The 12,840-nt window shown below is 51.5% G+C and carries 12 protein-coding genes; all 12 read left to right on the top strand.

All coding sequences use genetic code 11. From position 1 onward, the window contains the following. The 12 genes from C0977_RS11145 to ispD all read left to right on the top strand — a co-directional run bounded on the left by C0977_RS11145 (position 1) and on the right by ispD (position 12,828). Entirely contained in the window at positions 1-435 is a 435-nt protein-coding gene (locus tag C0977_RS11145) for an NAD(P)-dependent oxidoreductase (protein WP_234987586.1), read from the top strand. Further along, on the top strand, positions 353-868 hold the full coding sequence (locus C0977_RS11140; protein WP_234987585.1) for an NAD(P)-dependent oxidoreductase: 516 nt from the start codon (positions 353-355) through the stop codon (positions 866-868). The genes C0977_RS11145 and C0977_RS11140 overlap by 83 nt, the downstream gene beginning before the upstream one ends. A gap of 143 nt (positions 869-1,011) precedes the next feature. Further along, positions 1,012-2,571, top strand: coding sequence for a purple acid phosphatase family protein (locus C0977_RS05725; RefSeq protein ID WP_023054426.1), 1,560 nt, complete (start codon positions 1,012-1,014; stop codon positions 2,569-2,571). Continuing rightward, on the top strand, positions 2,571-3,692 hold the full coding sequence (locus tag C0977_RS05720; protein ID WP_101912710.1) for a YibE/F family protein: 1,122 nt from the start codon (positions 2,571-2,573) through the stop codon (positions 3,690-3,692). Before C0977_RS05725 ends, C0977_RS05720 begins: the two co-directional genes overlap by 1 nt. 263 nt (positions 3,693-3,955) lie before the next feature. After that, positions 3,956-4,408, top strand: a complete 453-nt coding sequence (locus C0977_RS05710) for a CtsR family transcriptional regulator (RefSeq protein ID WP_023054476.1) — start codon at positions 3,956-3,958, stop codon at positions 4,406-4,408. A gap of 23 nt (positions 4,409-4,431) precedes the next feature. After that, positions 4,432-4,941: a UvrB/UvrC motif-containing protein gene (locus tag C0977_RS05705; protein WP_023054445.1), complete on the top strand. Its 510-nt coding sequence runs from the start codon at positions 4,432-4,434 to the stop codon at positions 4,939-4,941. 2 nt (positions 4,942-4,943) lie between these two features. Beyond that, positions 4,944-5,996, top strand: coding sequence for an ATP--guanido phosphotransferase (locus tag C0977_RS05700; RefSeq protein WP_101912709.1), 1,053 nt, complete (start codon positions 4,944-4,946; stop codon positions 5,994-5,996). Between the two features lie 66 nt (positions 5,997-6,062). Further along, on the top strand, positions 6,063-8,492 hold the full coding sequence (locus C0977_RS05695; protein ID WP_101912708.1) for an ATP-dependent Clp protease ATP-binding subunit: 2,430 nt from the start codon (positions 6,063-6,065) through the stop codon (positions 8,490-8,492). Further along, positions 8,493-9,866: a DNA repair protein RadA gene (radA, locus tag C0977_RS05690; protein ID WP_101912707.1), complete on the top strand. Its 1,374-nt coding sequence runs from the start codon at positions 8,493-8,495 to the stop codon at positions 9,864-9,866. It begins immediately after the preceding gene. 96 nt (positions 9,867-9,962) lie between these two features. Beyond that, on the top strand, positions 9,963-10,322 hold the full coding sequence (locus tag C0977_RS05685) for a hypothetical protein (protein ID WP_101912706.1): 360 nt from the start codon (positions 9,963-9,965) through the stop codon (positions 10,320-10,322). Positions 10,323-10,454: 132 nt separating this feature from the next. After that, a complete protein-coding gene (locus C0977_RS05680; RefSeq protein ID WP_101912705.1) occupies positions 10,455-11,633 on the top strand; it encodes a PIN/TRAM domain-containing protein in 1,179 nt (392 codons plus the stop codon). Between the two features lie 13 nt (positions 11,634-11,646). Beyond that, positions 11,647-12,828: a 2-C-methyl-D-erythritol 4-phosphate cytidylyltransferase gene (gene ispD / locus C0977_RS05675; RefSeq protein ID WP_023054386.1), complete on the top strand. Its 1,182-nt coding sequence runs from the start codon at positions 11,647-11,649 to the stop codon at positions 12,826-12,828. Positions 12,829-12,840 lie beyond the last annotated feature (12 nt).

Genomic DNA, 12,840 nt, shown 5'->3' with positions numbered 1-12,840 from the left:
ATGAAGACGATAGGGTTTATCGGCGTCGGTATCATGGGCAAACCGATGGTACGCAATTTGCTGAAGGCGGGCTTTTCTGTCCGGATCTACGCGCGTACGAAAGAGAAAGCGGCAGCGCTTCTGACGGCGGGCGCCGCATTCTTTCCGACTATCGGTGAATGTGTCAACGATTGTGATCTCGTCATGACCATGGTAGGGTTTCCTGCTGATGTCGAAGAGGTTTATTACGGCGCAGGCAATATATTTGACGCCGCGGCACCGGGAACGTATCTGGTTGATTGTACGACGACGAGTCCGACCTTGGCCGAGCGGCTTTACCGGGACGGCAAGGCCAAAGGCTTTCACGTCCTCGATGTCCCCGTCACCGGCGGCGAAAGCGGCGCCATTGCCGGTACGTTGTCGCTTTTGGCGGGCGGCGAAAAAGGGCGACTTTGAAACGCTGTTGCCCGTATTTCGCGCCGTCGGTAAGACGATTACGTATTTGGGAAAAGCCGGCAGCGGTCAGCACGGCAAATTGGCGAACCAGATTCTCATTGCCGGCGCGCTCAGCGGCGTGTGTGAAGCGTTAACATACGGTAACGCGCAAGGTCTCGATCCGGCCGTGCTCTTAGGGGCGATTTCCGGCGGCGCCGGCGGCAGTGCGCAGCTCAGCAGCTTAGGGCCGAAAATACTGGCACATGACTATGCGCCGGGATTTTATATGAAACACATCATCAAGGATTTCAAGTTGGCGCAGGAAGAAAGTGAAAAGAAAGGGATTTCCCTGGATATTTTACAGAAAGCCTTGGAAAACTTTGAAGAACTTGCCGCGGCAGGCTATGAGAATGAAGGCACACAGGCCTTGATCTGGCATTATATAAAAAAATAACCGGCAGTACGGCAGGCGGAGCGAGCAGCGTTTCGCCTGTTTTTTTTACAGGACTTTGACAGAAAGCTCGGCGATTCATTACAGAGTACCGGTATAGTGAAAGAAATCATGTTTATAATTTATGACGAGGAGATGTTGAATCGATGGATTCCTTTCACACGAACAAAAAGAAAATTACTGCGTACGTTGCTGCTGTATTATGTATGGCTTCTGTCGGCGTATTTGCGGCGACAAGTCATTGGAATGATGCTTCCCTGACGCCGCAAGCGACGACGCGGACCGCCGTTTCCGATAACACGGACTGGCAGGAATGGAAGGCGCATTGGGAAGAAATCAAAAGTGATTACGAGCAGGTTTCGATTGCCCCCGGTACGAATGAATCGAAGTTGAACTTTGCCTGGTATTCGAAGGAAAAGGCAGATCGTGCGGAAGTGCGTATATCCCGCAACGAGGATATGTCGAAAGCCAAGACTTTCGGCGGCGTCTGTCAGGAAGGAACGGTTATTGGCGGCAAAACCTATTATGCGAACAAGGTTGAAATCAGCGGCTTGAAGGCTGATTCGACGTATTGGTATCAAGTTAAGAAGAACGGGCAATGGCAGAAAGCCGAAATGATCAAGACCGGAAATCCGCATGATTTTTCCTTCATGTATGTCGGCGACCCGCAGATCGGCGCTTCGAAAGGACAGACTCCTGCCGACGGCGCGAAGAAGATGAACGGCGATATGGCGGCCAGAAACGATGCGTACAACTGGAACAAGACGCTGAATGCCGCTTTGGCGCAGCATCAGGATATCGATTTCCTGGTTTCGCCTGGCGACCAGATCAATGAACCGGCAGCCAATCAGGATCCGGCTAAAATTTTACAGCAAGAAGAAGAATATGCCGGGTATCTGTCGGCCCGCGCTCTGCGCAGCTTGCCGGAAGCATCGAGCATCGGCAACCATGACAGCATGACCGTCGGCTACGGGAACCATTTCAATGTGCCGAACCCGTTTGTGGAAGAAAAGAATCCGACCGTTGCCGGGCACGGGTATTACTATGCTTACGGCAGTGCGCTCTTTATCGTCATTAATGCCAATAACTATAATGCCGCCGATCATCAGGCGTTGATTCAAAAAGCGATCGCCGCGTATCCGGATGCCAAATGGCGTATCGTCGTCATGCACCAGGATATTTACGGCAGCGGTCTCGATCATTCCGATTCTGACGGCATCCTCTTGCGTACGCAGCTGACGCCGATCTACGACGCCAATCATATCGACGTCGTTCTGCAAGGACATGACCATACGTATGCGCGGACTTATCAGATCAGCAGTGACGGCAAGAAGCATCTGTCTTTCAGCGACCTGCGCGGTCAGGGACAGAGCGGACAATCGCACAGCTTGTTGGACACGGCGCTGAAAAACAGCGCGTTTAAGGATATGTACACGTCACAGAACCTGTGTTATACGATTGCCGATATGAAGCAGGGCGTACTGCACAATCCGCAAGGCGTTTTCTATATGTCCTCCAACTCGGCGACAGGGTCCAAATTCTATGAGTTGATTCCGCAGCAGCAGGATTATATTGCCGCCAGAAGTCAGACCTGGCGTCCGACATATTCCGTCATTCGCGTGACCGATACGTCATTCACGATCAACACATATGACGTTGAAAGCGGCGCGCCCATTGATGACGCGTACAGCATCGTCAAAGACTGATGACCTTGCAAAAAGCAAAACGATTTGCACTGATAATCGCGGTGCTTCTTGGCGCCGCGCTTTTCCTCCAGAACTTTCAGCATGTAGAGAAGCCGGAAATGGTCGCTACCCAAGGGCGGACCTTTGAAACGGCAACTGTTGCTGAGATCGTGCGGGATAATTTGCAGGAGGACGGCAGTCGTGCAGGCGATCAGGAGGTATTGCTGCAGATGACGAGCGGCAGCCAAAAGGGTCGGCTCGTGGCGGCAAACTGTCCGAACGGACTTTTGTTCGGTACGATCTGTGAGCCTGGCATGAAGGTCATCGTTTTGTCCAGCGTCGTCGGGGCTCTGGATCTGCATACCGTTTATAATGTCGACAGATCACTGCCGATTTATCTTTACATCGGCACGTTTTTGCTCATGTTGTCGCTTATTGGCGGTAAAAAAGGCATGAAATCCGCCGCGGCCCTGGTCTTGACCTTTGTCTGCTTTGTCTATCTCTTTTTTCCTATGATTTTCCGCGGGACGCCGCCCGTCGTTGCCGCTGTTTTGACAGCAGCCGTAATTTTAGCGGCAACGATGTACCTGATAAACGGTTGGAGCCGCAAAGGAGGCATCGCCTTCTTGGGGACTCTCGGCGGCGTCGTTGTTTCCGGCGCGGCAGCGCTGATTTTCGGACAGATGACCAACCTTTCGGGATATAATGTGTCAAATATCGAAAGCCTGCTGTTCGTTGCGCAGAACACGGCGATCGACGTCGGGCAGCTGCTCTTTGCAGGCGTTCTTTTTGCCAGCCTCGGCGCCGTTATGGATATTGCCATGGATATTACGGCGGCCTGTACAGCCGTGGTCAAAGAAAACCCCGCTATTTCCCGGGAAAAACTCTTCGCCGTCGGCATGGATGTCGGGCGCGACGTGATGGGAACCATGGCGACGACACTGATTTTGGCTTTCTTCGGCGGTTCACTTAGTGTTTGGGTATTGGATTATGTTTATGACCTGCCGTATTTACAGCTCATTAATTCCAACTCCGTCGGCGTTGAGATTATGAAAGGGTTTGCCGGAAGCTTCGGCGTCATTTTGACGGTACCCCTGTCGGCGGCATTAAATGCTTTTGCTGCGGAAAGTAAAAAATCATAACTATCTTTTTAGAATCACAGAAGCAGGAGGACTGTGCCGGTCTTCCTGCTTTTACTATATCCGGAATCGGGTTTGCAATTGCGACGGCGCATTTCAGCGCACGATTTATGCAGATTGTTCGGAGATAAAGAAGTCAACGGATACAGGAATGGAATGACGACTTTTCTTGCAAAAAGTCAAAAAGACGAATATAATATACAGTGTAAGGTCAAAAAGTTTATCTTAATGAGATAGGATAGATACCGATAAGAAAGGTGATCAGCATGAGCGTATTGGCAGATAAAATTGAACAGTTTATTTTGCATAAACTGTTGGAAGAAGAAAAAGAGAATATTATTTTGCGGCGAAATGAGCTGGCTGATGAATTGGAATGCGCTCCGTCTCAGATCAGCTATGTCCTGAGCACACGTTTTTCTAATGAACGGGGATTTCTCGTTGAATCGCGGCGCGGTTCGGGCGGGTTTGTACGGATTGTCAGGCTGACGGCAAAAAAAGCGGACCATACACCGGCTTTGCTCACGGAGCGCCTGCCTGCCGTGAGTATTACCTTGGATGACTTGGATAATTTACTGTTTCAGTTGATCAGGAACAAGGTAATTACCAACGGAGAAGCCATTATCCTCCATCATACTTTTCAGGCGCTTTTCCTTGAAATTGACGACGCGTCAAAGCGCTTTGCCGTCATTAGCCGTATTTTGAAACAGATAGCGATATAGCGTTACAGGAAGGAGTGTGTACCATGCTTTGTGATCACTGTAAGAAGCACGAAGCTGTCGTGCATATTACGAAAATAGAAAACGGCCGTCGCACGGATATTCATCTCTGCGCCGATTGCGCGGGAAAACAGAGTCCCTTCGGAAGCGACGGAGAGTCGAATATTGTCGATAATGATTTCTTTCGTAAAATGGCTTATCCCGACCATCACGGCCGGTACGGCGAGGAATTGCGCTGCAACAGCTGCGGCACGACTTATGAAGAATTCAATCGCAACGGAAAATTCGGCTGTCCCGATTGTTATGAAACGTTTGCAGAAGAAGCGACGCCGCTGCTGCGGCGTATACATGGTCACGGCAGACACGTCGGCAAGGTGCCCGAACGGGGCAGCGGCGTGTTTCGTACGGAAACACAGCTGAAGCGGCTTCGGCAACATCTGCAGAAGCTCATTGCCGCGGAAGCGTATGAAGATGCGGCAACGGTGCGTGACGAAATTCGCGCCCTTGAACAGCAGCGTGGCGGCAAGGAGGGATAGGGATGTTTGCAGAATTGCTTACGGCACCGTTGCTGCCCTGGCAGGACGGCTCCGGTGAAGCTGCCGATATCGTTTTGGAAAGCCGGATCCGTTTGGTGCGGAACCTGAAAAAGTATGTTTTTCCCGGTAAAGCGTCGGCTGCGGAACTGCAAGCCGTCCTGACGGAGGCGAAGGCGCAGGTACCGCGTTTACAACAGTTGGGAACGGGGCGCTATGAATATCTCGAACTCGGCAAGTTGTCTCCGGCGGAGAGGGATTTGGCTGCGGCCAAGCATTTTATCGCGCCGAGTCAGCCGGGGACGGGACAAGGCCTGCTGTTGCGAGAAGACGGCGCTGCGGAGGTCATTGTGAATGAAGGTGAACATTTTATCATTCAGGCGGCTGCTGCCGGTGCGGCGTTGGATACGGTATGGCGTACGGCCTTGCAGCTTGACGATACGTTGGAAAGCAAGCTCAACTTCGCTTTCCGCGATGACTTCGGCTATCTGACGGCGAATCCGGCCTTGACGGGAACCGGCTTGGTTGCCGGCGTTACCTTGCATTTGCCGGGATTGGTGACACAAAAAAGGATGCAGAAGATCGTTCAGGGCATTACCAAATTCGGATTTTCCGTATGCGGCGTCTATTGCCGGGGAAATACATATATCGGTAATATTTTCCAGATCGCCAATCAGATTACGTTGGGGATGTCGGAAGACGATGTCCTGACGCAGTTGAAAAAAATTGTTACGCAAATTGTCAAGGAAGAGCGGAATTGCCGGCAGCAACTGTTGGAGAGAGACGAAAACGGTCTCCGCGACGGTGTTCTTCGCAGTTACGGCATCCTTTCGCAAGCCTGGCTCATGGAGCAGGAGGAAGCGATTCGCCTGTTGAGCGATTTGCGCTTAGGCATTGATCTCGGCATCATTCATGAACGGCCTTCTGTCTATGAAGCCCTGCTCTTTCTCTGCGAAACCGCACATTTACGGCAATCTGGTGCTGGAAAGAATGATGACGCCGAAGACCGGGTACGGGCGGATATTATCCGTGAAACGCTGGCGGCGTATGCCATATAAATTGTGATAATTACGATAAAATGCCAAACCCTTTACGGGCAGGCACGTGCATGAGGGGGGAACGACATGTACAACAGATTTACAAATGACGCAAAAAAAGTGCTGCATTATGCCCAAGAAGGGGCGCAGCGGTTTCATCATGACTATGTCGGCACGGAACATATTTTGCTGGGGCTGGTAATGGCTGACGGCGGTTCTGCCGGGCAGCTTCTGGCTCAGTTGGGGGTAACACAGGAAAATGTGAGCCGCGCTATTGAAAATACCGTTGGTATCGGAACGAAAGGCGCTTCCGGTCTGGCGTTGACACCGCGAACGAAGCGGGTTCTGGAGATGGCTGTTGCCGAGGCGAACCGACTGGGACAGGAATACGTCGGTACAGAACATATTCTGGCCGGTATCCTGGCTGAAGGGACGGGGATGGCCGTTCAAATTTTGGAAACGATGGATATTGATCTGGAACAGATCGTGCGGAAGCTGAATGAGCTGTTGGGAGCGGTTCCGGATGAAGGCGCCGCCGCGGAAGAAAACGGCAAAGTTTCGCTGGAAAATTACGGCCGCGATTTGAATGCCGCCGCCAAAAGTGAAAAAATAGATCCCGTAATCGGCAGAGAAAAGGAAATAGAACGCGTTATTCAAATCCTTTGCCGTCGGACAAAAAATAATCCTGTATTGTTGGGGGCTCCCGGTGTCGGCAAGACGGCGATAGCCGAAGGGCTGGCGCAGCGGATCGTCAACGGAACGGTGCCTGAACTGTTGGCGGCAAAGCGTGTCTTTTCCCTGGATATGGCCGGTTTGGTTGCGGGAACGAAGTACCGCGGCGAGTTTGAAGAGCGAATCAAAGCGGTAATTGAACTGTTGGCAAAAGATGATTCGGTTATTCTCTTTATTGACGAATTGCATCAGCTTATCGGTGCCGGCGCCGTCGAAGGGACGATGGATGCGGCAAATATTTTGAAACCGGCGCTGGCTCGCGGTGAATTGCAATGTATCGGGGCGACGACGTTGGACGAATACAAAAAGTATATTGAAAAGGATGCCGCCTTGGCGCGCCGCTTCCAGACGGTCCACGTGGGAGAGCCGTCCGAAGAGGAAGCCGTTCAGATACTGAAAGGCTTGCGAGACCGGTATGAAGCTTTTCATAATGCGCGCATCACCGACGAGGCAATTGAAAAAGCCGTAAAATTATCAGCCAGGTATATTTCCGACCGGTATTTGCCGGATAAGGCGATCGACATTATGGATGAAGCGGCCGCCAAGGTAAAGTTGGCCGCATATGCGCCGCCGGAGAAGCTGAAAGCACTGGAAGTTCAGTTGGCCGATATTAACAAAGAAAAAGCGGCGGCGTTGGCTGCTGAGGAGTTCGAACGGTGCGCAGCTCTGCGTGACGAAGGACAGCAGTTGAATGACATGATCTCGCAACTGCAGCGCGAACGGAAGCAGCAAGATGATGCCAAACTGATCGTGACGGAAGCGGACATTGCCGCGGTAGTTTCACTTTGGACGGGGATTCCGGTGCAGCAAATTACGGAGACGGAGTCGCAGCGGCTGCTGCATCTGGAAGAAGAACTGCACAAGCGCGTCGTCAGTCAAGATGAAGCGGTTACGGCGGTGGCCAAGGCGGTGCGTCGAGCCAGGGCCGGCTTAAAGGATGAGAAGCGGCCGATCGGCTCCTTCCTTTTCCTCGGTCCCAGCGGTGTCGGCAAGACCGAATTGGCGCGCACGTTGGCATGCCAGCTTTTCGGCAGTGAAGAGGCGATGATCCGTATCGATATGAGTGAATTTATGGAACGTCACAGCATTGCCAGCCTGGTTGGGGCTCCTCCGGGGTATGTGGGCTATGAAGAAGGCGGGGAACTGACGGATAAGGTCAGGGAAAAGCCGTACAGTGTCATCCTTTTTGACGAAGTGGAAAAGGCCAGCAGCGATTTCTTTAACATTTTGCTGCAAGTGCTGGATGACGGCAGATTGACCGATTCCAAGGGAAGAACCGTCGATTTTCGCAATACCGTCATTATTATGACCAGCAATCTCGGGGCGGCTCATTTGAAGCCGGCAGGGCCGACGGTGGGATTTGCCGCTGCCGCCGGCAAGCAGGACAGTGAGAAGGAATTTCAGCGGGCGAAGAATGAAATTCTCAGTGAGGTGCGGCGCTTCTTCCGTCCGGAATTTTTAAATCGTATTGATGAAATACTCGTTTTTAAGCCGTTGAAGCAAGAAGACCTGCGCCGTATTGTGTCGCTTCTGTTGCGGGAACTGACGGGACGTTTGGAAGAACAGGGCATCAACATGGATTGGACAGCGGCTGCCGACACTATTCTCGTTCGCGAAGGAAGTGATTTTGCGTATGGTGCCAGACCGCTGCGGCGCGCTATACAAAAACTTGTAGAAGATCCTATTTCCGAAATGCTCTTAAGCGGCGAACTGAAGAGCGGCAATTGCGTCCATGTTGATGGCGGCGATCAAAAGAAACTTGTGTTTACGACGGAGAAAGAGTAAATGGCTAAAAGCAAGAAACGATATGTCTGTGAACAGTGCGGCAGCGTCTTTTGCAGTTGGTTTGGCCGCTGCCCGCACTGCGGTGAATGGAATGCGATTCGCGAAGAAACCATCGTTCAAGATGGGCCGAAGAAAGCTGCGGCAGTGAAACGAGACGGGGACAGCGTCAGGCCGGCCTTGCTTAACGAAATCGCTATGGAAAAGATGCGCCGGCTGACAACGGGGATCGCCGAAGTGGATCGCGTCCTCGGCGGCGGCATCGTACCCGGTGCGCTGATGCTTCTCAGCGGTGATCCGGGTATCGGCAAATCAACGCTGGTTTTGCAGTTGTCCGTTGCAGTCAGCCGTCATCAAGGCAGCGTCCTTTATGCGTCAGGCGAAGAATCGGCCGGGCAGATTAAGCTTCGTGCAGACCGGCTTCGCTTGGCCGCCGACGGCCTTTGGATACAGGCGGACACTTTTTTGGATGCTATTTTGTCGGAAGCGGAAAAGAAACATCCGGGACTGCTCATCATTGATTCTATTCAAACCATGTACGGCAGTGAATGCGACGGCGCTCCCGGCAGCATGATGCAGATTCGGGAAGGAACGAACCGTTTGCTGACCTTTGCCAAGACGACGGGAATACCGGTTATCGTTATCGGGCATGTGACAAAAGACGGAAATATCGCCGGGCCGCGTGTTATGGAGCATCTTGTCGATGTCGTTCTTTACCTGGAAGGAGAGCGGCAGTACCCATTCCGCATCTTGCGGAGTATTAAGAACCGTTTCGGCTCGACTGATGAATCCGGATTGTTCACGATGACGGAAACGGGGCTGACGGAATTGGATAACCCGAGTTCACTGCTCTTGGCAGAGCGGGCGACGGCGAACTCGGGTTCTGCCGTCGTCGCCGTCATGGACGGTATGCGGCCGCTTATGGGCGAAATCCAGGCCTTGACAACGCGATCCGTTTTTTCCGTACCGCGCCGTACCGCCGTCGGCATGGATTATAATCGGCTGATCATTCTCCTGGCGGTGTTGGAAAAGAGGGTCGGTCTTTCACTGGCGGCTCAAGATGTCTATCTTACCGTTGTCGGCGGCCTGAAAATAACGGAGACGGCAGCTGATCTTCCCATCCTTTTGGCGATCCTGTCGTCTTGTCGCGACAGCGTTATCGACAGCAATACGGTTTGCCTCGGTGAAGTCGGCCTCACCGGTGAGATTCGCCGTGTACCCCATTGTCTGCGCCGTATCAGGGAGGCCGTCAAGTTGGGGTTCAAACGTTTTATCATTCCCCGGGGAAACCATGAAGAAGTAGTCGGAGCCGTCGACGCGTCTTGTCGCGTTATAGCCGTTGCTACGTTACAAGAAGCTGTAGCGGCGGTTTTTTGATCGGAAAAGCGGCAGGTTAAAGAGAAAAACTGTTCTTTTTTATAAATAATGTGTTATACTAACAATAGTATGACCATTTAATGGAGGAGGAATCATATGGATACGGAGCAGACGGACAGGCGTCGTATGCTTACGGCGCTGGTCTGTGCCTTGTGTGCTACCGTCCTTTTTGCAGCCGGTACGGTCTCGGCATCTTCGCCGGTGGGAAGTGTGAACAATCGGCAAGTTGTGTATACAACGGGCTCGAACGGCATGACAGGCCCGATCGTAAACTACGAGCATTATCGGATCATGGCTGACGGGCGTATGGAGCCGATTGTGAATCATGACACGTATGTGATCAATACGCAGGGACAGCAGGAACGGGTACAACCTGTCAATTATCGTTATCAGCGATCCGATTGCCGCTCCGGCAGATTTTGCAGCTATGGAGCGCGTGCCGGATTTCATCGGTAAGAACGTGCAGATGCAGCTCTGTCGAAATGTTGTTTTCGGCAGAGTTTATTTTGCCGCAAAAGTTTTTAACGGATGATACATTAAAAACGTGTACAATCGTATTATCGTGAATCTTAAAAGGAGGTGAACCATATGTTGGAAAGGAAGGAAACCGCTCCGTCTGCAGAAGGCAAAAACAATAAGCGGTTCAATGGGCGAAATATGGCTAATAAGGTGATGAAAGCAGCTATTTCTTTGGTTTTCGCGCTGATTTTTGTCATGCTTGCCGATCAAATTGTTTCGATGCCGCTGTTTAGCGCCGAACTGGAGATCGAAAGCGGGACTGCCGGCATATTCGGCACGACTGTCGTGACAATCGTCGCCTATATTCTCAGCGCCGTTTTGGGGGCCTGTATCGGGTATTTGCTTTCATCATTCATTTTGCGTCTTCTTTGGATTGCGATTCATTGGATGGAAAATAGTTTGGGCGCTTTCGCCAGTCAGGATCTGATGGTCGGGACCTTGGGCCTGCTTTTTGGACTTATTATTGCTACCTTAATTGGATTTGCCTTTGCCCGCCTGCCGATTATCGGCGCATATGGACCGATTGTTTTCAGTATTGTTTTCGGGTATGCCGGAATGAGTATTGCCATGCGTAAGAAGAATGAAATCATCCAAATGGTGTCTGCTCTTCCCTTCGGCAAAGCCGGTAAGGAAAACCGTAAAAAGGAAAGGGAATTTTCCGGGAAATTACTGGATACGAGTTCCATTATCGACGGTCGCATTGCCGAAATTTTCCGGACCGGTTTTCTGGAAGGTCCTTTGCTGATACCGGTATTCGTCTTGGAGGAATTGCAGCTCATTGCCGATTCTTCCGACCTTCTGAAACGGAACAAAGGGCGGCGCGGACTGGATATCTTAAAGCAAATGCAGGAAGATCACCCTGTTGAAGTACAGATTATTCATGATGACTTTGATGATGTGCAGGGGGTCGATTCCAAGCTGGTTCGTTTGGGAAGAAAAATCAATGCCAAGATTGTGACGAATGATTATAATCTGAATAAGGTCGCCGCTTTACAAGGCGTAGTTGTACTGAATATCAATGATTTGGCCAATTCCTTGAAGCCGTCGCTGATACCGGGGGAAGAAATGGAAGTACTCGTTGTCAAAGCCGGTAAAGAGAACAATCAAGGGGTGGCGTATTTGGATGACGGTACGATGATCGTTGTCGAAAACGGTGAGAAATATATCGGAAAGACGGTTCCGGTAACAGTGACTTCCGTACTGCAAACCTCTGCAGGCCGTATGATTTTTGTTCGTGTTTCGGAATGAGCAGGTGAGTTGATTGAACGTTTCTGTAATACTCGTGGCTGCCGGCTCCGGCCGGCGTTTCGGATACGAACAGAATAAGCTTTTTTACCCCTTGTGCGGCAGTCCCGTTTTGACGCACACGTTAAAAAATGTGTTGGCGGCGTCTTGCGTTTCCGAAGTCGTCATTGTCTTTGCCGAAGTGGATCGGAAGATGATTGAAGCGATTGTCGCCTCTTTGCAGCCGGCAGTTCCGATAAAATACGTCTTAGGCGGTGCGGAGAGAGAGGATTCTGTTTATAACGGTCTTCTGGCGACTGCCGCAACATCCGAGATCGTCATGGTTCACGACGGTTCGCGTCCTATGGCGGGGCCGGAATGGTTCGACAATGCCGTTGCGACGATGGCCCATGCTAATGCGGCCGTTTATGCCATTCCCGTAACGGATACGGTAAAAATGAAGGAAATAGCGGAAGCGGAAGGACTGCAACGAATAACGACATTGGACAGAAGCCGACTGATCGCCGTACAGACACCGCAGATATTTCGGCGAAATACGCTGTTGCAGGCACATCGTCATGCCAAGGAAACCGGGATCAGCGGCACTGACGACGCGTCGTTGGTAGAAGTACTGGGGGAAAAAATCCTCATCTTGCAGGGCAATAAACGAAATCATAAAGTGACTACGATGGATGATGTGCCGATTCTGGAATTTTATATGAACGGGCCGACAGAGCATCGGGTCGGCAGCGGCTATGATGTTCATCAGCTCGTTACCGGCAGGAAGCTGGTACTCGGCGGCGTTGAGATTCCCTTTGAGAAGGGACTGGCCGGCCATTCCGATGCCGATGTGTTGATTCACGCCCTGATGGACGCTCTGCTCGGCGCTGCCGGCTTGAAGGATATCGGTACGTATTTTCCCGACAGTGATATGACTTTTAAAAATATTTCCAGCCTTGTTTTATTGCAGAAAGTGCGACAGATATTGGTGGAAAACAGCTGTCGCGTCATTAACGTCGACGTGACGCTTATGGCGCAGCGTCCGAAGATAAAAGCATATGTAACGGAAATGATTCAAAATATTGCGGCTGCTCTGCAAATTGATGCGGCAGCTGTATCGGTAAAGGCGACGACGACGGAACGTCTCGGCTTCGTCGGCAAAGAAGAAGGCATGGCGGCACAGGCGGCGGCCATGATACTCAAATACAGGACAATATAGTAGGAGGCAGTA

Origin of the sequence: Megasphaera vaginalis (ex Bordigoni et al. 2020) (assembly GCF_900240295.1) — a bacterium.
GTDB lineage: Bacteria > Bacillota > Negativicutes > Veillonellales > Megasphaeraceae > Megasphaera > Megasphaera vaginalis.
Note: the sequence above shows the minus strand (reverse complement) of the source record. Positions and strands in the feature narration are given on the sequence as shown.